18 protein-coding genes are annotated in these 20,560 nt (G+C 66.3%); 8 read left to right on the forward strand and 10 right to left on the reverse strand.

Translation table 11 applies throughout. From position 1 onward, the window contains the following. Position 1 precedes the first annotated feature (1 nt). Together PG2T_RS00595 and gltB are read right to left on the reverse strand one after the other, a co-directional pair. Positions 2-1,432 carry an FAD-dependent oxidoreductase gene (locus PG2T_RS00595; RefSeq protein ID WP_068802352.1) on the reverse strand — a complete coding sequence of 477 codons (1,431 nt, stop codon included), beginning with the start codon at positions 1,430-1,432 and terminating at the stop codon, positions 2-4. Positions 1,433-1,484: 52 nt separating this feature from the next. After that, the gene (gene gltB / locus PG2T_RS00600; protein ID WP_068802353.1) at positions 1,485-5,945 is read right to left on the reverse strand and encodes a glutamate synthase large subunit; all 4,461 of its coding nucleotides are present in this window, start codon (positions 5,943-5,945) and stop codon (positions 1,485-1,487) included. 364 nt (positions 5,946-6,309) lie between these two features. Between gltB and PG2T_RS00605 the strand changes: the two genes are divergently transcribed. From PG2T_RS00605 to PG2T_RS00615, 3 genes are all read left to right on the forward strand, one after another. Next, a complete protein-coding gene (locus tag PG2T_RS00605; RefSeq protein ID WP_068802354.1) occupies positions 6,310-6,888 on the forward strand; it encodes a superoxide dismutase in 579 nt (192 codons plus the stop codon). Between the two features lie 78 nt (positions 6,889-6,966). Beyond that, positions 6,967-7,470 carry a disulfide bond formation protein B gene (locus PG2T_RS00610; protein WP_083214669.1) on the forward strand — a complete coding sequence of 168 codons (504 nt, stop codon included), beginning with the start codon at positions 6,967-6,969 and terminating at the stop codon, positions 7,468-7,470. A gap of 86 nt (positions 7,471-7,556) precedes the next feature. Further along, a complete protein-coding gene (locus PG2T_RS00615; RefSeq protein ID WP_068802355.1) occupies positions 7,557-8,549 on the forward strand; it encodes an amidohydrolase family protein in 993 nt (330 codons plus the stop codon). A 46-nt stretch (positions 8,550-8,595) separates the two neighbouring features. Here the strand turns inward: PG2T_RS00615 and PG2T_RS00620 are convergent, their stop codons facing one another. From PG2T_RS00620 to PG2T_RS00655, 8 genes are all read right to left on the reverse strand, one after another. Beyond that, the gene (locus PG2T_RS00620) at positions 8,596-9,732 is read right to left on the reverse strand and encodes an amidohydrolase family protein (RefSeq protein WP_068802356.1); all 1,137 of its coding nucleotides are present in this window, start codon (positions 9,730-9,732) and stop codon (positions 8,596-8,598) included. A 29-nt stretch (positions 9,733-9,761) separates the two neighbouring features. Further along, the gene (locus tag PG2T_RS00625) at positions 9,762-10,631 is read right to left on the reverse strand and encodes an SDR family oxidoreductase (RefSeq protein ID WP_202816384.1); all 870 of its coding nucleotides are present in this window, start codon (positions 10,629-10,631) and stop codon (positions 9,762-9,764) included. Between the two features lie 105 nt (positions 10,632-10,736). Further along, positions 10,737-11,348, reverse strand: coding sequence for a glutathione S-transferase family protein (locus tag PG2T_RS00630; RefSeq protein ID WP_068802358.1), 612 nt, complete (start codon positions 11,346-11,348; stop codon positions 10,737-10,739). Next, positions 11,345-11,788, reverse strand: a complete 444-nt coding sequence (locus tag PG2T_RS00635; RefSeq protein ID WP_068802359.1) for a universal stress protein — start codon at positions 11,786-11,788, stop codon at positions 11,345-11,347. Before PG2T_RS00635 ends, PG2T_RS00630 begins: the two co-directional genes overlap by 4 nt. Before the next feature lie 25 nt (positions 11,789-11,813). Beyond that, complete coding sequence (locus PG2T_RS00640) at positions 11,814-12,608, reverse strand: SDR family NAD(P)-dependent oxidoreductase (protein WP_068802360.1); 795 nt, start codon at positions 12,606-12,608, stop codon at positions 11,814-11,816. Between the two features lie 55 nt (positions 12,609-12,663). Continuing rightward, on the reverse strand, positions 12,664-13,638 hold the full coding sequence (locus tag PG2T_RS00645; RefSeq protein ID WP_068802361.1) for a dihydrodipicolinate synthase family protein: 975 nt from the start codon (positions 13,636-13,638) through the stop codon (positions 12,664-12,666). Between the two features lie 27 nt (positions 13,639-13,665). Then, positions 13,666-13,956: a DUF1330 domain-containing protein gene (locus PG2T_RS00650; protein ID WP_068802362.1), complete on the reverse strand. Its 291-nt coding sequence runs from the start codon at positions 13,954-13,956 to the stop codon at positions 13,666-13,668. A gap of 14 nt (positions 13,957-13,970) precedes the next feature. Next, positions 13,971-16,220 carry a xanthine dehydrogenase family protein molybdopterin-binding subunit gene (locus tag PG2T_RS00655; RefSeq protein ID WP_068802363.1) on the reverse strand — a complete coding sequence of 750 codons (2,250 nt, stop codon included), beginning with the start codon at positions 16,218-16,220 and terminating at the stop codon, positions 13,971-13,973. Positions 16,221-16,322: 102 nt separating this feature from the next. Between PG2T_RS00655 and PG2T_RS00660 the strand changes: the two genes are divergently transcribed. The 5 genes from PG2T_RS00660 to PG2T_RS00680 all read left to right on the forward strand — a co-directional run bounded on the left by PG2T_RS00660 (position 16,323) and on the right by PG2T_RS00680 (position 20,551). Then, positions 16,323-16,799, forward strand: a complete 477-nt coding sequence (locus PG2T_RS00660; RefSeq protein ID WP_068802364.1) for a (2Fe-2S)-binding protein — start codon at positions 16,323-16,325, stop codon at positions 16,797-16,799. Continuing rightward, a complete protein-coding gene (locus PG2T_RS00665) occupies positions 16,796-17,665 on the forward strand; it encodes an FAD binding domain-containing protein (protein ID WP_068802365.1) in 870 nt (289 codons plus the stop codon). Before PG2T_RS00660 ends, PG2T_RS00665 begins: the two co-directional genes overlap by 4 nt. Before the next feature lie 33 nt (positions 17,666-17,698). Beyond that, positions 17,699-18,163, forward strand: a complete 465-nt coding sequence (locus PG2T_RS00670; RefSeq protein ID WP_068802366.1) for a CoxG family protein — start codon at positions 17,699-17,701, stop codon at positions 18,161-18,163. 55 nt (positions 18,164-18,218) lie between these two features. Next, positions 18,219-19,229: a ketopantoate reductase family protein gene (locus PG2T_RS00675; protein WP_068802367.1), complete on the forward strand. Its 1,011-nt coding sequence runs from the start codon at positions 18,219-18,221 to the stop codon at positions 19,227-19,229. A gap of 719 nt (positions 19,230-19,948) precedes the next feature. Next, the gene (locus tag PG2T_RS00680; protein ID WP_068802368.1) at positions 19,949-20,551 is read left to right on the forward strand and encodes a hypothetical protein; all 603 of its coding nucleotides are present in this window, start codon (positions 19,949-19,951) and stop codon (positions 20,549-20,551) included. Positions 20,552-20,560 lie beyond the last annotated feature (9 nt).

A 20,560-nucleotide genomic window follows, 5' to 3' on the forward strand; every position in this document is an offset into this window, starting at 1 on the left:
GCTAAACGCCGAGGTGCTGCAGGATGCCCTCGGCGGCCTGGCGACCGTCGTAAACCGCCGTGACCACCAGATCGGCGCCGCGCACCATGTCGCCACCGGCGAATACTTTCGGATTGGCGGTCTGGTGCGCGATCGGCGCCTTGGCCGGGGCGTGGACGCGGCCGTTGTTGTCGGTGGCGATGCCGAACTGGTCGAACCAGGCCGGCGGGTTCGGCCGAAAGCCGAAGGCGATGATCACGGCGTCGGCCGGGATCACTTCCTCGCTGCCGGGGATGGGCTGCGGCTGGCGCCGGCCCTTGGCGTCCGGCGGGCCAAGTTCGGTGGTGACCATCTTCACGCCACAGGCGCGGCCATCCGGGCCGGCGACGATCTCCAGCGGCTGGCGATTCCACAGGAACTGCACGCCCTCGTCCTTGGCATTGCCGACCTCGGTGCGGGAGCCGGGCATGTTGCGCTCGTCGCGCCGGTAGGCGCAGCTGACCTGCGCGGCGCCCTGACGGATGGCGGTGCGGTTGCAGTCCATGGCCGTGTCGCCGCCGCCCAGCACCACCACCCGCTTGCCGGCCATGTCGATGAAATCGGCCGGATTGCGCTCGAAACCGAGCTGGCGATTGGCGTTGGCGACCAGATAGGGCAGCGCCGCGGTGACGCCCGGCAGGTCCTCGCCGGCAAAGCCGCCCTGTACGAACTTGTAGGTGCCCATGCCCAGGAACACGGCGTCGTAGTCGGCCAGCAGGCTTTCGAATTCGATGTCGCGGCCGATTTCGACGCCCAGACGAAACTCGATACCCATCCCCTCGAAGATCGCCCGCCGCCGCTGCACGACGGTCTTTTCCAGCTTGAAACCAGGGATGCCGAAGGTGAGCAGGCCGCCGATTTCCGGATAGCGGTCGAACACCACCGCTTGCACGCCGGCCCGCGCCAGCACGTCGGCACAGGCGAGTCCGGCCGGCCCGGCGCCGACCACGGCGACCTTTTTGCCGGTGGGCACTACCCGCGACAGGTCGGGCTTCCAGCCGAGCTTGAAGGCTTCCTCGGTGATGTATTTCTCGATCGAGCCGATGGTCACGGCGCCCAGGCCGTCGTTCATGGTGCAGGCGCCCTCGCACAGACGGTCCTGCGGGCAGATGCGGCCGCAGATTTCCGGTAGCGAGTTGGTCTGGTTGGACAGTTCGGCGGCTTCCAGGATCTTGCCGTCCTGGACCAGCTTCAGCCAGTCCGGGATGAAGTTGTGCACCGGGCACTGCCACTCGCAGTACGGGTTGCCGCAATCCACGCAACGGCCCGCCTGACGGCTGGCAGTGGCGGCGTCGAAGGGCACGTAAATCTCGTGAAAGTGCTGGATGCGCTGCTGCGCCGGCTGCTTGTCGAGCTGGCGCGGCACGTCCAGGAACTGCAGCGGATTCTTGCGGGGCTTGGGGGCAGCAGCCATGAGTCGGTGTTCGCTTTGTTGTCGGGACGGGGGGCGGCGACGGCGCGGCCGCTCAGCGCGGCGCGCGCACGGCGTCGAGCAGACCGGCCAGCTCGCTGGCCTGCGGCTTGACCAGCCAGAACCTCCCGCGCAGGTCCGGCAGATTGTCCAGGATATGGCGACCCCATTCGCTTTGCGTCTCCTCGGCGAACTCGCGCAGCAGCCCGCGCAAGAAGCCGACGCAGATGGCCGTGTCCTCGGTGTTGATGCGGTGCAGTTCCACCAGCTCGGGGTTGTAGCGCTCCGGCAGGCGATTGTCCGGGTCGTACACGAAGGCCATGCCGCCGGTCATGCCGGCGCCAAAGTTGACCCCGGTCGGCCCCAGCACCACCACCACGCCGCCGGTCATGTACTCGCAGGCGTGATCGCCGACACCCTCGACCACCGCGATGGCGCCCGAGTTGCGCACCGCGAAACGCTCGCCGGCCTGACCGGCGGCCAGCAGCTTGCCACCGGTGGCGCCGTACAGGCAGGTGTTGCCGATGATGGTGGTCAGGTGCGATTGAAGGCGGCTGGCACGCGGCAGGCTCAGCACGATCTTGCCGCCGGCCATGCCCTTGCCGACGTAGTCGTTGGCATCGCCCTCCAGCAGCAGGTTCAGGCCGCCGGCATTCCACACGCCCAAGCTCTGCCCGGCGTGGCCGCGCAGCTTCAGGGTGATCGGCGCGTGCGCCATGCCGTGGTTGCCCCAGCGGCGGGCGATCTCGCCCGACAGCCGGGCGCCGATCGAGCGGTGCGTGTTGCTGATCTCGTAGTGGAAGATGCCGCCACGGGCGTGCTCGATGGCGTCCAAGGCGTCCGCCACCATCTGCTCGGCCAGCTCGCCCTTGTCGTAGGGATCGTTGCAGGCGGCGGTGCAGAAGTGCTTGCCGTCCACTGCCAGGCCGTGGCCGGTCAGCAGGGGCTTCAGGTCCAGGTGCTGCTGCTTGCTGGTGGTGCCGGCGCGCGGCTGCAGCAGATCCGTGCGCCCGATCAGGTCTTCCATGCTGCGCAGGCCCAGCGCCGCCAGCAGCTCGCGCGTTTCCTGGGCCACGAAGCGCAGGTAGTTCTCGACCATTTCCGGCAGGCCGACGAAGTGCTTCTGGCGCAGCTCCTCGTTCTGCGTGGCGATACCGGTGGCGCAGTTGTTCAGGTGACAGATGCGCAGGTATTTGCAGCCCAGCGCGATCATCGGCGCGGTGCCGAAACCGAAGCTCTCGGCACCCAGCATGGCCGCCTTGATGACGTCCAGACCGGTCTTGAGGCCGCCGTCGGTCTGCAGGCGCACCTTCTCGCGCAGCTTGTTGGCCAGCAGCGCCTGGTGCGTCTCGGCCAGCCCGATCTCGAACGGGATGCCGGCGTACTTGACCGAGGTCAGCGGGCTGGCGCCGGTGCCGCCGTCGTAACCGGAGATGGTGATCAGGTCGGCGTAGGCCTTGGCCACACCGGCCGCCACCGTGCCGACGCCGGCCTGTGCCACCAGCTTGACCGACACCAGCGCCTGCGGATTGACCTGCTTGAGGTCGAAAATGAGCTGCGCCAGGTCCTCGATCGAGTAAATATCGTGATGCGGCGGCGGCGAAATCAGCGGCACGCCGGGCATGGTGCAGCGCAGGCGGGCGATCAGCTCGTCCACCTTGTTGGCCGGCAGCTGGCCGCCCTCACCGGGCTTGGCGCCCTGCGCGATCTTGATCTGCAGGACCTCGGCGTTGACCAGGTAATGCGGCGTCACGCCAAAGCGCCCGGAGGCCACCTGCTTGATCTTGGAGGTGCGCTCGGTGCCGTAGCGGGCCGGATCCTCGCCGCCCTCGCCGGAATTGGAGCGCCCGCCCAGACGGTTCATGGCGATCGCCAGCGCCTCGTGCGCTTCCGGCCCCAGGGCGCCCAGCGACATGCCGGCGCAGTCGAAACGGGCCGTGATGGCTTCGATCGGTTCCACCTGGTCGATCGGGATGGGCTTGCCGGGGCGCAGGTCCAGCAGGTCGCGCAGCGTCGCCACCGGGCGCTCGTTGACCATGCGCGCGAAGGTCTTGTAATCCTCGTAGTCGCCAGTGCGCGCGCAGGTAATCAGCGCGGTCACCACGTCCGGGTTGAAAGCGTGGTACTCGCCGCCGTGAACATAGTTGAACAACCCGCCCTGAAACAAGGGCTTGCGGCTGCTTTCTGCAGCATCTGCCAGTATTTTCAGGTCGGCTTCGAGATCGTCGAAAGTCGCGCCCTGCAGGCGGCTGACCACGCCCTCGAAGCACAGGCTGGTGACCTCGTCGTGCAGGCCGATGGCCTCGAACAGCTGCGCGCCACGGTAGCTGGGCAGGATCGAGATGCCCATCTTGGACATGATCTTGAGCAGGCCCTTGTTGATGCCGGCGGCGAAATTGGCGCAGCCGCGCTCGGCGCCGTCCACGCCCAGCATGTCGGCAACGCTGGCGTAAGCCAGGTACGGATAAATCGCCGTTGCACCCAGCCCCAGCAGCACCGCGAAGTGATGCGGATCGCGCACGGTTGCGGTTTCGATCACCAGGTTGGCGTCCGAGCGCAGTTCCAGGCGCGTCAGGTGGTGGTGCACGGCGCCGGTGGCCATCGCCGCCGGCACCGGCAGGCGCTGCGAGGACGCCGCGCGGTCGCTGAGCACGATGATGACCTTGCCGGCACGCACCGCTGCCTCGGCCTCGGCGCAGATGCGCTCGATGGCCATTTTCAGGCCCGTGTAGCCGGCATCCGGACGCGGATAGGACAGGTCGATCACCACGTTCGGGTAATCCGCATCGTCCACCTTGAGCAGCCGCTCGAAACTCTCGCGGCTGAGCACCGGACTGGCCGTGACCAGCCGTCGGGCGTGATCCGGGGTTTCCTCGAACACGTTATGGTTGCGCCCGAAACCGGTGCTCAGCGACATCACGATGGTCTCGCGCAGCGGGTCGATCGGCGGATTGGTGACCTGCGCAAAGGACTGGCGGAAATAGTCGTACAGCGAACGCGGCTGCTCGGACAGCACGGCCATCGGCGCGTCGTCGCCCATCGAACCGACCGCCTCCTGGCCGTCCACGGCCAGCACGCGCAGGATCCGCTCGCGTTCCTCGTAGCTGAGGCCGAACAGCTTCTGCTGGGCCTTCAGGTCATCGCCGGTCAGGGCCTCGGCCTGAAAGCCGCCGTTTTCCATGTCGTCCAGGCGGCGCACGTGCCGTTGCAGCCAGCGCCGGTAGGGCTGGCGACGCTTCAGCCGCTCGTCGATATCGGACGGCAGCAGCAGTTCGCCGGTTTCCGTATCGGCGGCAATCATCTGACCGGGCATCAGGCGCCCGCTGGCCACCACGTCCTCGGGAGCGTAGTCGCGCACGCCGATCTCGGACGCCAGGGTGATGATGCGGTCGCGCGTCACCACCCAGCGCGCCGGGCGCAGGCCGTTGCGGTCCATGGTGCAGGCGGCATAACGACCGTCGGTCAGCACGATGCCGGCCGGCCCGTCCCACGGCTCCATGATCATGCCGTGGTATTCGTAGAACGCCCGCAGGTCCGGGTCCATGCCCGGCACGTGCAGCCAGGCCGGCGGGATCATCAGGCGCATGGCGCGGAACACGTCCATGCCGCCCGACAGCAGCGCGTCGAGCATGTTGTCCAGGCTCATCGAGTCCGAACCCCAGGTCGACACCAGCGGCAGGATGTCCTCGACTTCCGGGAACAGCGGGCTGGCGAACTTGTGCCCGCGCGCCATGGCCCAGTAGCGGTTGCCCTGCACGGTGTTGATCTCGCCGTTGTGAGCCAGATAACGAAACGGCTGGGCCAGCTGCCAGCGCGGCCAGGTGTTGGTCGAAAAGCGCTGGTGGTAGACGCACACCGACGAGGCGAAGCGCGGGTCGCCCAGGTCCGGGTAGAACTGCGGCAGCCGGTCGGGCATCACCAGGCCCTTGTAGACGATGACGTGACACGACAGGCTGGTGACGTAGAACTCCGGATCCCCCGGTTCGATGCGCTTCTCGGCGCGCCGGCGGGCGAAGTACAGGCGCCGGTTGAAGTCCTCGTCGGTCAGCGTGCGCGGCGCCGTCACGAACACGTGCTCGATGCCCGGCAGCATGGCCAGCGCCTGCTCGCCGCAGGCCTCCGGATTCACCGGCACTTGCCGCCAGCCGGCAATTCCGAGTCCCTCGCAGGCAAGTTCGGCCGCCAGCACCTGGCGCGCTTCCTGCGCCAGCGCCGGATCGCGGTTCAGAAACACCGACCCGACGGCGTAGTTCTCTCCGATGCCCATGCCCGCTGTCGACGCCACGGCGCGCAGGAACTCATCCGGTTTGCGAATCAGCAGCCCGCAACCGTCGCCCGTCTTGCCGTCGGCGGCGATCGCGCCACGGTGCGTCATGCGCGCCAGGGACTGGATGGCGGTCGTCACCAGCCCGTGCGACGCTTCCCCGTCCATGTGGGCGATCAGGCCGAAACCGCAGTTGTCGCGCTCGAAGCGCTCGCGGTACAGCGTGTCGGATAGATCGGGTTTCGTGCTCACTGAGTTTCCAAAAGGTCTCTGGTAACGGCGCCGGGATGGCAACCGGCGCCCCCGACCGGCCGGCGGCAGCCGGGAACGAACCGGCGATTTTATCCATCCACAGCATGCCCCACAAATGTGCAAACCGTCAGCGCCTGCACCGTGGGGACGGATCGGCCTCGCGCCATTCATCCGAACCGAGCCGGTTGTGCGCGCCAAAACCGCCCACCGCCGTGCAACTGGCAGAACTGCTGCGGCAACCTGCTAGACTCGAACCGCCTTGCAGCATCAGTCTTTGCAAAGGCCGTGCCGGCCTGCGGCTGGCGCGACACCCTATCCCGGACCGTGCCCGTCACGTCCACTTTCTGTGCAACGAGGAGCCCCCATGACCCACGAACTGCCCCCCCTGCCCTACGCCATCGACGCCCTGGCGCCACACATTTCGGCCGAAACCCTGGAGTTTCACCACGGCAAGCACCACAAGACCTACGTCGACAACCTGAACAAGCTGATCCCGGGCACCGAGTTCGAGAACCTGTCCCTGGAAGACATCGTGCGCAAGTCCAGCGGCGGCATCTTCAACAATGCCGCGCAGATCTGGAACCACACCTTCTACTGGAACTGCCTGGCGCCCAAGGCCGGCGGCAAGCCGACCGGCGCCCTCGCGGCTGCCATCGACACGGCCTTCGGCTCGTTCGACACCTTCAAGGAAAAGTTCAGCCAGACCGCCATCACCACCTTTGGCTCGGGCTGGGGCTGGCTGGTGAAGAACGCCGCCGGCGGTGTGGAACTGGTCAGCACCAGCAACGCCGGCTGCCCGCTGACCGCCGGGCAGACGCCGCTGCTGACCTGCGACGTGTGGGAGCACGCCTACTACATCGACTACCGCAATGCGCGGCCGAAGTATGTGGAGTCGTTCTGGAACCTGGTGAACTGGGACTTCGTGGCGCGCAACTTCGGTTGAGGTCACCGTCGCGATCGGGCACGGGGCGCTGCGGCGCCCCGTGCCTTGTCTGACACCTGAATCGACCCGGACACAGCCTTGCCCATCCCAAGTCCCCGTCAATGGTTCGCGCTTGGTGCAGCAGCCTGCGCCGGCCTGCTCGGCTTCGGTTACTACCTGCAGTTCGTGCAGAACCTGGAACCGTGCCCGCTGTGCATCCTGCAGCGGCTGGCGTTCATGGCGCTGGGTCTGAGCTTTCTGATCGGCGCGCTGATCGGTCCTGGCCGCATCGGCACCCGCAGTGTGGCGGGCATGGGCCTGCTGTTCGCGGATCTGGGCGCTGCCATCGCCGGTCGCCAGGTGTGGCTGCAATCCCTGCCGGTCGATCAGGTGCCGGCCTGCGGGCCGGGCCTGGATTACATGATCGAGAACTTCCCGCTGCTGAAAACCCTGTCGATGGTCCTGCGCGGCTCCGGCGAGTGCGCCGAAAACGCCTGGCAGCTCCTGGGCCTTGGCATCGCCGCCTGGGCGCTGGTGTGGTTCGCGTTGCTGGGCGCGCTGTCGATTTACTTGCTGCTGCGCCCTGGCCGCCCGGCGGCCTGAGCGCAGTTATCTTCGATGGGCGTTGTCGATCGGCAAGGCGCCCTCCTACACTGATCCGTCACTACAGCCCGAAGGAGGAGTCCACAATGAAGATCGACTGTTTCACCCACGTCATGCCCAAGCCCTACATCGAGCGCTTCAGCGCGGCGGTGAAGGACTTCTACCTGGGCGATCTGCCGGCGAAGATCCCGGAGATGGTCGATCTGGCGCCGCGCATCGCCATGATGGATCGTCTGGGCATCGACCAGCAGGTGCTGACCATCGCCACGCCGCCGATCGAGGAAGTGGTCAGCGATCCGAAGCTGGCTGCCGAGCTGGCCACGGTGGCCAACGACGCCATTGCCGAGATGGCGGCCAAGCGGCCGGATCGGTTCATGGCCGTCGGCACGATTGCCATGAACAACATGGACGCCGCCCTGCGCGAGGCCGAACGGGCCGTCACGCAGCTGGGCATGAAGGGCATTCTGATCTATACCAACTGCCAGGGTCGGGCCATCGACGCGGCCGAGTTCATGCCGTTCTATGAGCTGATGGCCAAGCTCGACCTGCCGATCTGGCTGCACCCGGCGCGCACGCCCATGCGCCCGGACTACGTGGACGAGGACCGCTCGCAGTACGCCATGTGGCAGATCTTCGGCTGGCCGTTCGAGACCAGCATGGCCATGACGCGGCTGATCTTTTCCGGCGTGCTGGACCGCCACCCGGACCTGAAGATCATCACCCACCACGCCGGGGCGATGATTCCCTACTTCGACAAGCGCATCGAGTACGTGTACCCGCTGTTTCAGTCGCTGGGCCAGATGGGCGACGCGCTCGAGCGCCTGCAAAAGCCGCTGATCGAGTACTACCGCATGTTCTACAACGACACGGCAGTGATGGGATCGGTCGGTGGCATGCACGCGGCATACGCGTTCTTTGGCGCCGACAAGCTGCTGTTTGGCACCGACACGCCCTTCGATACCAAGGGCGGCTCGCTGTTCACCAGCGAGACGGTGTTCAGCATCGAGGCACTGGCCATCCCGCCGGCCGAGAAGGCGGCGATTTACGCCGGCAACCTCAAGCGTTTGCTCAAGCTGTAGCCCTGCGACAATCGCCCGGCAGGCGGCTACCTGCCGGGCCCATCTTTCAGGCCGCGATCGGAAACCCGAACACCCGCGCCACGTTCTCGTAGACGATCTTGCGCGTCTGGTCGGCCGGGCAGTCGGCGAAGTCACGCCCCACCTGGCGGCGCGAGAACGGCCACACGCCCTCGGTGTGCGGGTAGTCCGAGCCCCACATGATGTTGTCGATGCCGATGATGTCGCGCGTGCGCACGCCGGCCCGGTCGTCCTCGAAGGTCGCGAAGAAATTGCGGTGGAAATAGGTGCTGGGCGTTTCTTCCAGCCGCGGCTTCATCCAGCCCTTGTGGTCGTTCCACCAGTGGTCCATCAGGTCGAGCACAGCGGCGATCCAGCCGATGCCGCCCTCGACCAGGGACCATTTCATGTTCGGAAAGCGCATCGGCGCGCCGCCCCAGATGACCAGATTCAGCGGCTCGGCCAGCTGCTGAAACTTGCCGCCGCAGACCAGCGAGCCGCTGGCACCGGGGCCGCGGATATGCGCCGGAAAGCTCGTTCCGCCAAGGTGAAAGGTGGCCACCACGCGCATCTCCTCCAGCCGCGCCCACAGCGCATCCCACACCGGCTGGTTGTAAGGCTGGGCGGTATTGGTGGCAGGCAACATCACGGCCGCCAGGCCCAGTTTGCCGATCGCCCGCTCGGCCTCGGCCACGGCCCACTCGATCGGCCCCTTGCCAGGCAGCATGGCAGCGCCTTTCAGGCGCGTCGGATGCGCCGCGCAGAACTCGGCCAGCCAATCGTTGTAGGTGCGGCAGACGGCGTATTCGTACTCGGCGTCCGGCGTCTCGCACACGAACAGGCCAACGCCGGGGTAGATCACCTCGCCGCTGACGCCGTCCATGTCCTGATCCTGCATGCGGGCGTCCGGATCCCAGCCGCCGGGACGGGTGTCCTCGTAGCGAAAATCAGTGATCTTGGGAATCTCGACGCCGCGCGCCTTGAATTCGATCATCGGCCCTTCGAAAGCCAGCGGACGAGGCTTGAGGCCGTCCACCAGCATGCAGTCGCCAAGGCCATCGAGGGATTCGATCCGCGGCGCGCGGTCGCGCCATTTGCTGTCCATGCGCTTGACCCACAGGTCGCGCGGCTCCACGACATGCGAGTCGGCCGACAGCAGGGGGCCCTGGTAATTGGTTTCGGACATGATTCGATTTCTCCTCGAAGTGGTTGTATTTAAAAATGGTTGAAGTGCTCGGGCCGCTGCGTCAGCCAGGTCTCGCCCCACAGCCGCCCGCCGCCGTCCACCACCAGCGTCTCGCCGGTCACGAACTTGGCTGCCGGGCTTGCCAGGTACGCGCAGGCCTCGGCCACGTCGTACACGTCGCCCAGCGCCCGCATCGGGTTGGCGTTGTAGAACTGGTTCAGTTGCCCGGCCGGGTACTGCGCAAAGCCGCTGCTCTCGATGGCGCCGGGCGCCACGCAGTTGATGCGGATGCGGTGCGGCGCCCACTCCACCGCCAGCGTGCGCGCCAGGTTCATCACCGCCGCGCGGGCGGCGCTGGAATGCGCGATCGACGGCATGCCGCGGAAGTTGTCGAGCACGATGCTGACCACGTTGCCCGGCTGCGCGTGCTCGCGCCAGGCGCGCGCCGCCGCCTGCGTCACGTACCAGGTGCCGTTCAGGTTGGTATCCACGACCGCGTTCCAGCCGCGCGGGCTCAGGTCCAGCGCCGGCTGCGCAAACTGCCCCCCGGCGTTGTTGATCAGCACATCGAGCCGACCAAAGCGCTGCCAGGTGTGGTCGATCAGCGCCTGCACCTGGTCCGGGTCGCGGATGGTCATGGCCCGTGCATCCGCTTGCGCGCCCAGTTCCCGCAGCAAAGCCAGCGTTTCCTGCAGCGGCTCCGGCCGGCGGCCGCAGATCATCACCGACGCGCCCAGCCGCGCGAACAGCACGGCTATCGCCTTGCCGATACCGCTGCCACCACCGGTGACCAGCACGGTCTGGCCGGCAAAAAGATCGGCGCGGAACACGATCGGGCGGGTCCGCAGCACCTCATCGTCCAGGCCAAAGGACGTGCGCACGGACAGGTCGTCGAACACGGAAGTCTCCTCGCGCGTGAACCAGGCCATCCGTGGCCGCGCCCGAACTACACGGGCGTTTAGTTATTTTATGCGCGAAAGAGGGCCGCCGGTGTCAGAAGCGGTTCAGGCCTGCGCGCTGGGCCGGGCAGAAACAGCGGCGTGCCAGCGCGCCAGGTGCGGCCGCTCACCGATGCGGATGCCGCTGATGCGGCCAAAATCGATGCCGCACAGGGCCGTGACGTCGGCAATCGTGTACCTGTCACCGGCGATGAACGGCCGCCCGTCGGCGAGTTCGCCATCCAGCCAGTCCAGACGCTTGAGCGCATGCGCCCGGCATACCTCGCCGTACTCCGGCAACTGTGGGTGCTTGCCCTTGAAGAACGGATGAATATGCCGGAACACGTTGGCAATTGGCCAGAACAGCTCGAACTCCATGCGCCGGTTCCACATTTCCACCCGCGCCATCTCCAAGCCGGGCTCTCCAAAAAGCGCAGGTTTCGGATGCAAATATTCGAAGTAACGACAGATTGCTACCGATTCCGTCAGGCAACTGCCGTCATCCAGCTCCAGAACCGGCACCTGAGCCAGCGCATTGCGGCGCAGGAACTGCGGCGCCAGGATGCCGCCCTCGCCGATGCTGACGGCGACAAATTCGACATCCGTGATGCCCTTTTCGGCCAGGAACACCCGCACCCGTCGCGGGTTCGGGGCCACGCGGTCTTCGTAGATCTTCATGTCATTGCCGCCGGTAGCACCAGCACCGCGCAGGGCGCGTGATGCACCACCTTGGCCGCCACCGACGGGACAAACACCCGCTCCAGCAGGGAGCGCGGCCGGGTTTCGAGCACGATCAGATCGACGCCGTGTTCGCGAGCCAGGGCCAAGATTCCGTCGCCTGGATCGTCAACCCGCGCCACCGCCTCGTGCGGCAGATCGCCGAATTCCTCCTCAATGATGACACCCAGCGCACCTTCCAGGCGGTCGCGAATCTGATCCAGGCTTTCCAGTCTGAAACCGACCTGCTCCATATGGCCGGGCTCCGGCGATACATAGGCCAGGATCAAGCGGCAGCCGAGTTCACGCGCCATCTGTCCGGCGGCGCGCAGGGCCAGTCGCGCCGGCCGCTCGGCGGTAAGGGGCACCATGATGGTTTTCGGGGCCAGTGAGTTGTGCATGATCGCGTCCTTGTGTTGCGCCTGTTCAACCGGCCATCGAGTAACCGCCGCTGACCGACAGCACCTGGCCCGTCACATGGCCAGCCACCCGGTCGGAAGCCAGAAACAGCACCGCGTTGGCGATATCCCGCGGCTTGCCGATTTTCTTCAGCGGCAAGGCCTTGGCGACTTTTTCCAGCTGCTCGTCGGTGAACATGGCGCCCTTGGCGGCCCACATGCTGTTGGCGCCGACTTCCCCCTGCTCGTCCGGAATGGTCACCCCGGGACAGACCACGTTGCAGCGCACGCCAAAGCGGCCGTTCTCGCGCGCCACGCTTTTCATGAAGCTGTTGATGGCCGCCTTGATGCCGCCATACACCGCCTCGCGGGCCTCGCCCTGACGGCTGGCGTCCGAGCTGATCGACACGATAGCCCCGCCGCCGGAATTGAGCATGCCGTCCAGCGCCGTCTTGGTGCAGTTCAGGGCGCCGATGTAATTGATGCGGATGATCTTGTCCCAGAACGCGGGCGTGGTTTCCGTGAAGTACATCAGCTGGTCCCAGCCGACCGCATTCACCAGTACCTTGACCGGCCCGTGCGCCGATTCGGCCGCCGCAAACATGCGCTGCACCTGCGCAAGATCGGTTACGTCCGTGGCCACCGCCTGCGCCTGGCCGCCCAGCATCTGCGCCGCGTCGGCCACCCGACCGGCCTGCTCGGCATCAATGTCGCCGATGGTCACCCGCGCGCCTTCGGATGCAAAACCCAGCGCAATCGCCCGACCGATGTTGGACGCCGCGCCGGTCACCACCACGCTTATTCCCGAATACCCCAAGTCCACGTACCGTTCTCCCTGATTGATTGCGTTTGGCCCATGACTGCGTGCAGGGCGACGGTCAGACCACCCCCAGCTCCTTCAGCCGCCCGCGGATCCACTCGCGCTTCTCGGGCGCCACCTGGCGGATCGGCGAGCGCATGACGCCGCCGGCCATGCCCAGCGCCTCGTAGCAGACCTTCAGGTTGCCCAGCGTGGTGGCGTAGGTGAAGTTACCGGACAGCGGCGCGAACATGATCTCGTCGTAGAAGTCGCGCACCGGCTGCAGTTGCTGCGAGACGGCAAACGCCTCTTCCCACTTGCCGGCCCGCGCCAGTGCCGTGTACTGCTCCAGCAGGCCGCGCTTTTTGCCATACAGGATGTGGGCAAAAGCGCCGTAGATGACCTGGCCGCCCTGACGCAGGTCGTTCAGCCAGTGGTGCTCGAACGGGTCGCTGACGATGAAATCCTCGCCCGTCATGCGCCGCAGCTTGAGCGAATCATCGTGGTTCAGGCTGCCCTGCTTCATGCCCACGTAGGTCGGGATCTCCGACAGGCGCCGGGAAAGATCCAGGCTGATCAGGTGCCCGGCCACCATGGAGCGGTAGAACAGCAGCGCCAGATTGGAGTGGTCGGCCAGGTACTTGAAGTAGTCGTAGATTTCCTGGTCCGAGCGCAGTTGCACGATGGGCGTGATGACTTCCGCCGCCACGAAGCCGAGCTTCTCGCAGAAGTTGAGCTTCTCCATCGCCTGATGGACGCTCTGGTCGAAGATGATGGTGTGCAGCGGGATGCGACCGGCAGCCGTCTCGGCGATCACCTCGTGGTAGCGCATCCACTCGGTGACCGACATGTTCCAGCACTCGGCCACGAAGCCGCCCAGCACCAGCCCGCTCTCGCCGATGTCGATGAAGTGTTCGACGTTGCGGCGCAGGCCCTCCTCGTCGAGGCTGTCGTCGGGCAGGAACGGCGTGCACGGGCAGTCGTACCAGTCGCGTAGGGTCTGCTTGGCCCAGGTCTTGGCTTCGGATTTGGTGAAGGGCAGTTTGTTGGCCATGGGAATTCTCCTCGGGTGCGAATGAAATCAGGGCGCGGGCGCGTCGATCACCAGCAGCGTGATGTCGGCCGCCCGGTCGCGCAGGGGTTTCAGCTTGGCGTATTCGGGATCGTTCAGCCACACGTCCACGGCTTCCCGACTCGGAAAGCGGAACAGCACCACCGAATCGGCGGGCGTGCCGTGCAGGCATTCGGGCGCGTTGCTGCGACCCAGCAGCTCACCGCCGTGGCCGCGCACGATGGGGCCGGCGCCCTTGCGGTACTCGGCGAGCAAATCCCAGTCCTTGACCTTGAGGGTCGAAACCATGATGACGGCCATTTCGGCGCTCCTGTTCAGGCCGCTTGCGGGCGGCGGGTGGCTTGCAGCAATCCGTAAACACGCTCGGCGCTGACCGGCAGTTGCATGATCGGCGCGCCAATGGCATCGGCCACGGCGTTGGCAATGGCGGCCGGCGCCGGCACGTTGGCCGCCTCGGCGATCGGTCCGCAGTTGAACGGCCCCGGCCCTTCGGCGCGTTCCAGCAGCACGGTTTTGAGCTGCGGAATGTCCGCGATGCAGGGAATCTTGTAGTCACCCAGGTGCAGCGCCAGCGGCTGGCCGTCTTCCATGCGGTGTTCGGACATCAGCGCGAAGCCCAGGCCCATCAGCGTGCCGCCCTCGATCTGGCCCTGGTGCGCCTCCGGATTGACTATGGTGCCCACGTCGTGGGCGCTGGTGATGCGCCGCACGCGCACCTGCCCGGTCTCGGCGTCGACCTCCACTTCCGCCACCTGGGCGGTGAAGTTGGTGTCCGCGTTGTCCGGAAACAGGCCGAGTTTTTCGTACACCTGCGCCGCCAGCGGACCGTCGGCGCGGGCGGCCAGGTCGACGAGATCGATGTCGCGGCCGTTACCGATGGCGCGGCCGCGCTGCCACGTGAGCGCCTGCGCATCGCAGCCCAGCGCCGCGGCGGCGATCGGCGCCAGCTTCTCGCGCAGCGCGGCGACGGCGTTCATGACGGTCTGGCCGATGGCGTAGGTGGTGCGGCAGCCGCCGACGCCAAAGTCGAACGGCAGCCCGTCGGTGTCGGCAATGCGGATGCCGACCTGCGCCGGCGGCATGCCGAGCGCCTCGGCCACGAACTGCTGCACGGCGGTAAACGTGCCCTGCCCCGGATCGCCGATCGGCAACAGCACCGTGATTTTTCCGTCGGTGGCCAGCTCGATCCGGCAGCTCGAATCGCCGCCGACCACGCCGCGCTCGTACATGGCAATGCCAAAGCCGACATTCGGTTCCTTGCCGCGGCGTTCGTGGTAGCCGGACTCGCGCAGGGCCGCTTGCAGCGTTTCGGCCGCGCGCACGGTCGGCCACTGCACGCCGGTCGGCGAGGCATCGCCCTCGCGCAGGACGTTCTTGAGTCGAAACGCCGCCGGGTCCATGCCCAGCGCCCTGGCGATCAGGTCGAACTGCGCCTCGACCGCGAACATGGTCTGCGGGCAGCCGGGGCTGCGCATGTGACCGCCGGGAATGGTGTTGGTGTAGACGACCGTGCTGTGGATGTCGATGGCCGGCACCCGGTAGCAGCTGGCCGCCTGGTCGGCGCCGTGCAGGTTCAGGCTCGGCAGCGGCTTGTAGGCGCCGTAGGCCCCGCCGTTGAATTTGAGGTCTACCTGCATGGCGGTGATGGTGCCGTCGCTGCGCACACCGGTCTTGATGTCGATGCGCGCGGCGTGGCGCGCGTTGGCGGCCATCAGTTCTTCGGTGTAGCTCATCACCAGCTTGACCGGCCGCCCGGCCTCGCGGGCAAGCAGATAGGCCACCGGCGCCTCCATCTGCGAACCCTTGCCGCCGAAATCGCCGCCGATGTGCAGGTTGTGCAGCTTGATCGTGGCCGGCTCCACGCCAAAGCAGGCCGCCAGCTGCGCCCGCAGCATGTACGGGCTCTTGTTGGACGCCCACACCTCGGCCCGGCCATCGGTATCCACCCGCGCCAGCACGGCGTGCGGCTCGATGTAGCCGTGGTGCTCGGTCGGGGTGCGAAAGGTGTGCTCGAACACCCGGTCGGCGGCAGCGAAACCGGCGTCCAGTTCCCCATGCTGCCAGCGCATATAGGCGCATACGTTGGGCAGATCCGGCTCCTGCGGGTGGGTGAAGGCGCCGGCGTAGGACTTGGGCTGCTCATGCACCCGCGGCGCGCCGGGCGCCAGCGCCGTGTCCACGTCGAACACCGCCGGCAGTTCCTCGTACTCCACCTCGATCAGCGACAGCGCCTGCTCGGCGATGTCGCGCGTTTGCGCGGCCACCGCCGCCACCCGGTCGCCGACGAAGCGCACCGTGCCCACCGCCAGCACGGCGTGGTCGCGAATGGCGCGCCCGGCGTAGTAGGGAAAATCCTTGCCGGTGACCACGGCATACACGCCCGGCAGCGCCCGCGCCGCGGCGGTGTCGATGCGCACGATGCGCGCGTGCGGATACGGACTGCGCAGGATGCGCCCCCAGGCCATGCCGGGCAGGACGTAATCGGCAGCGTAACGGGCGGCACCGGTAACCTTGTCCGGCCCTTCCATGCGCGAGGTGCGCTGGCCGACGAATTTGTGCGCCATGGAACTGTTCCTCCTTTTAATCGTGCGGCAGGCCTGCCGGGCAGCGGCTTGGGACATTATCATGGCCCACCGCCGACCAAACGATCAGCAAGGAGGAGGCCCATGTCCGACCCCACGGTAACCCTGTCATTGCGCATAAACGGCGCGCCCTGGCAGGGCGAGGTGCCCGCCAACCGCCTACTGGTGGACTTCCTGCGCTACGACGTCGGCCTGACCGGCACCAAGGAAGGTTGCAGCGTGGGCGTGTGCGGCGCCTGCACGGTGCGCCTCGATGACCGGCTGGTGAGTTCCTGCCTGACGCTGGCCGCCATGGCCAACGGCACCGAGCTGACCACCGTCGAGGGCCTCGCCGACCGCGCGGAACTCAAGCCCATCCAGCGCGCCTTCATCGAGCACGGCGGTTTCCAGTGCGGCATCTGCACGCCCGGTCAGCTGATGGCCGCGCAGACGCTGCTGGAACACGACCCGAACCCCAGCGAGGACGCCATCAAGGCCTGGATGATGAGCAACCTGTGCCGCTGCACCGGCTACTACGGCATCGTGCGCTCGGTGAAGGCCGCCGCCGGGGGCGCCGCGTGAGGGCCTTCGACTTCAAGGCCCCGGACAGCCTGGACGAGGTCTGCGCGCTGCTGGCGCAGTACGGCAGCGATGCCAAGCTGCTGGCCGGCGGCACCGGCCTGCTGAACCTGATGAAACAGGAGCTCGTGCAGCCGGCGGTGCTGGTCAGCCTGCAGCGCGTGCCGGATCTGGACACCCTGACGATTGACGGCAACGGCATCCGCGCCGGTGCCAGCGTGCGCCACCGGCGCATGGAAACCGACGCCGCGCTGCAACAGGCCGCGCCGCTGCTGGCCGCCGCCTACGGCCATGTGGCCACCGTGCGCATCCGCATGTCGGCCACGGTCGGCGGCGGGCTGGCACACGCCGACCCGGCCATGGATGCACCAGCCGTGTGGCGGGTGCTGGGCGCGACCATGCACCTGCGCTCGGCCAGCGGCACCCGGCAAGTGGCGGCGGACGATTTTTTCGAGGACTTCTACACCACGGCGCTGGCGCCGGAAGAAGTGCTGACCGAGATCACCGCCCCTGCCCTGCCCGCCGGCGCCGGCTGGTCGTATCAGAAGTTTCTGCCGCGCAGCGCCGACGACTACGCCGCCGTGTCGGTGTCCGCACTGCTGTGCCTGGACGGCGACGGCCGCGTGGCGCGGGCGCGGGTCGGCATCGGCTCCGCGGCGCCGATTCCGGTTCTGGCCGAGGCGGTCGGCGCGGCGCTGGTCGGCCAGCAGCCCACACCACAGGCCATTGCCGACGCCGCGCAGCTCGCCCGCGATGCCGTCGACCCGCTCGACGACCTGCGCGGCAGCGCCGCCTACAAGCGCGACATGGCGGTCGTGTTCACGCGCCGGGCGCTGTCCGAAGCCGCCGCCCGCGCCCGCCCCGCCTGATCCACACCGCACCCGACCCAAACCGGACATGACATGGAATTCGAGTTCAGACACGCCCTACCCGCCCCGGTCGAGACCGTCTGGGCCGCCATCGAGAACATCGAAACCGTGGCCCTGTGCATCCCTGGCGTGGTGCGCGTCGAGCGCGAAGATGCCGACCGTTACGTCGGCGCCCTGCGCATCAAGGTCGGGCCTATTTCGCTGGAGCTGGGCGGCCTGGTTACGGTGGAACTGCTGGATGCCGCATCCCGCACGCTGCGCTTTCTGGGCGAAGCCAAGGACCGGCGCGTGCCGGGGCAGATCAAAAGCCGCGCCACGCTGATCGTCACCGCGCACGCCGACGGCGGCAGCGAGCTTTACCTGCACAGCGACACGCACATCCTGGGCAAGATCGGCGAATTCGGCCAGCCGGTGGTGCGCAAGAAAACCGAACAGGTGCTGCGCGAGTTCAGCCAGAACCTGAGCCGCCAGCTGATCGGCGACGACCCGGCCGGCTGACGACACACGGAACCCGGCGCCGCGCGCGCCACCACATCACACACGGGAGACAGCAATGCGAGTTTGCATCTTGGGCGCGGGCGGCTTGGGCTCGGTATTCGGCGCCGCGCTGGCCCTGGCCGGCGAGGAAGTGACCTTGATCGCCCGCCCGGCGCACGCCGATGCCATCCGCAAGAACGGCCTCAAGCTGACCGGCATTCGCGGCGAGCACATCATCCGCGAGCCGCTGACCGCGGTGGCCGATCCGAAGGACGCGCAGGGTGAGTTCGACTACCTGATCCTGGGCGTCAAGGGCAAGGACACCGACGCGGCGCTGAAAGGCGCCGATTGCCTGCGCGATCGCATCAAGACCGCCCTGTCCTTCCAGAACAACGTGGTCAAGGAAGACATCCTCGCCCGCTGGCTGGGCGACCCCAAGCGCGTGATCGGCTTCTCCACCATCGAGGCCGGCCACATGGTCGAACCCGGCCACGTGCACAACGGCCTGACCATCCCCACCACCAACTACGTCGGCGAGATGGACGGCACGCTCACGCCGCGCGTCGAGGCCCTCGCCGACGCCTTCAACCGCGCCGGCATGGGGACCAAGGCCGTCACCAACATCAAGCAGGTGCTGTGGGAAAAACTCACCCAGATCTGCGGCGCGGCGGCCTGGTCCGTGAGCTGCCTTGCCGGCGGCAAGGACCTGTACTACCCGGACGGCCTGGTGGTGCGCGAAGGCGCCGCCCATTACGTGCAGGTCAGCCGCGACGCGCTGGCCGTCTACAAGGCCATGGGCTACGCGCCGCAAAACTTCTACGCGCCAGTCTCCAAGCTCAAGGAACTGGACGCCGTGGAAGACTTCGAAGCCGCCGTCGACATGATGATGGAACTCGGCCGCGGCATGCAGGCCCAGGGCTACCGCGGCACCACCTCCATGCACGAGGACGTGCGCCGCGGCAAGAAAACCGAAGTCGACTGGATCATCAAACCGCTGATCGACAAAGGCCTGGAACTGGGCGTGCCGGTGCCGACCCTGACCGCGGCGTACCGGATCATCAAGACGCTGGATAATTACCTGAGCTGACGGCCCGGCAGGCGCGATGACGAAAACGGAGGTTGCGGCGTATAACTCGGCGCACTGTCCCAACTCTTTGTTATTAAATGCTATGTCGAATAAACCGAACCAGATTATGCGCCACTTGGTGTACATATCATGTAATGTGACATGGAGGCGTCGTGTGTGATGCGAAAGTCATGGAGCATGTAGCGCCAGGATTTCACAACCTGTCTGTGCCTGAAGTTCAGGCAATAACGTCTTTTACATTGCTTTGGACTCTCTTTGAGGCCCAGGCTTTGGGAACCAATGCTTCTGCAGCGAGGATCTCCGAGCAGGTCTCCTTATGGGAGCGGCAAGGCTCAATTCAAGCATCTTGGGTAGATCCGGCCTTTGTCTATTTCCAATCCAGATACGTTGAGGGTGGAGCTACAAACCACCGGTTCGATGCTTTGAACTTGCGGGCACCAGATCAACCAGAACGCATTCGGGCCGCCTTTCTAAGTGGCGGCGCGGCTCTGCCAGAGAGGCTTACGGCCTCACTGATAGTTGTTTATAGATACCGTAATAATCTTTTCCATGGCTTGAAGTGGGCGTATGAAATGCGAGGACAGCAAGATAACTTTGAGCAGTCTTCCCGGCTTCTGTCCAAGTGCCTTGAAATAAATAGAGTGAATGTCACATAACAATTCGCTGCAGGCGCGACCGCCCTCACGGGCGGCGGCCTGAGCTCAAACGTTAGGTCTCCAATGATCGTCTGGCGTCAACTCCCGCAATGGTTTCTCCGTGCGTGGCCAGTCATAGCCCTAGCGCCAGTGGCTGCTGCCCACGCTATCGCGCTGGCGCACTTCGACACGAACCACGTATTGGTCAACAAGCTCGTGGGCATGTCACTTCAGGTTCTGGGCGGAATACTCATTCTGTACTCCCTCGATCAGAACCTCGGAATCTTTCGCGAACGTTCGCTTGTCGCCACACTCCTCCAATGGCTTCGGGAGTTCCCGCTGCGCCGTGAAACTCGCACATTCGCGTTCGTTGGCACCGGCGGCGCGTCAGCGGGCGGCACCGCCTCGGTCACCGCTCGTCGCAACCCGACCTCTCTTGAAGAAAGAGTCGCCCAATTAGAGCTCGCGCTCCAAGAAGCACAGGTCTCGCTTCGCAAGGAGCTTCTTGCGGTAGAGTCTCGCTTTACCTTGAAGCTCTCCGAACACGGGTCGCACCTTACGGCAACCCGCGATCAGCTTTCCGCCCTATCTGCAAAGGTCGCAGAGGTCGCAGTTGGTGGCTTCAAGGTTCAGGCTTTTGGCGTCTTGCTTGCCTTGTATGGAGCGATTACAAGTGTGTTCGCGTAAGAGGCCTAA

It is taken from the genome of Immundisolibacter cernigliae (assembly GCF_001697225.1).
GTDB classification, from domain to species: domain Bacteria; phylum Pseudomonadota; class Gammaproteobacteria; order Immundisolibacterales; family Immundisolibacteraceae; genus Immundisolibacter; species Immundisolibacter cernigliae.

Coding starts and splice junctions, on each gene's coding strand:
- PG2T_RS00595 (WP_068802352.1), bottom strand. CDS start 1,432: ATGGCTGCTGCCCCCAAGCCCCGCAAGAATCCGCTGCAGTTCCTGGAC.
- PG2T_RS00605 (WP_068802354.1), top strand. CDS start 6,310: ATGACCCACGAACTGCCCCCCCTGCCCTACGCCATCGACGCCCTGGCG.
- PG2T_RS00615 (WP_068802355.1), top strand. CDS start 7,557: ATGAAGATCGACTGTTTCACCCACGTCATGCCCAAGCCCTACATCGAG.
- PG2T_RS00620 (WP_068802356.1), bottom strand. CDS start 9,732: ATGTCCGAAACCAATTACCAGGGCCCCCTGCTGTCGGCCGACTCGCAT.
- PG2T_RS00630 (WP_068802358.1), bottom strand. CDS start 11,348: ATGAAGATCTACGAAGACCGCGTGGCCCCGAACCCGCGACGGGTGCGG.
- PG2T_RS00635 (WP_068802359.1), bottom strand. CDS start 11,788: ATGCACAACTCACTGGCCCCGAAAACCATCATGGTGCCCCTTACCGCC.
- PG2T_RS00645 (WP_068802361.1), bottom strand. CDS start 13,638: ATGGCCAACAAACTGCCCTTCACCAAATCCGAAGCCAAGACCTGGGCC.
- PG2T_RS00650 (WP_068802362.1), bottom strand. CDS start 13,956: ATGGCCGTCATCATGGTTTCGACCCTCAAGGTCAAGGACTGGGATTTG.
- PG2T_RS00655 (WP_068802363.1), bottom strand. CDS start 16,220: ATGGCGCACAAATTCGTCGGCCAGCGCACCTCGCGCATGGAAGGGCCG.
- PG2T_RS00660 (WP_068802364.1), top strand. CDS start 16,323: ATGTCCGACCCCACGGTAACCCTGTCATTGCGCATAAACGGCGCGCCC.
- PG2T_RS00670 (WP_068802366.1), top strand. CDS start 17,699: ATGGAATTCGAGTTCAGACACGCCCTACCCGCCCCGGTCGAGACCGTC.
- PG2T_RS00675 (WP_068802367.1), top strand. CDS start 18,219: ATGCGAGTTTGCATCTTGGGCGCGGGCGGCTTGGGCTCGGTATTCGGC.
- PG2T_RS00680 (WP_068802368.1), top strand. CDS start 19,949: ATGATCGTCTGGCGTCAACTCCCGCAATGGTTTCTCCGTGCGTGGCCA.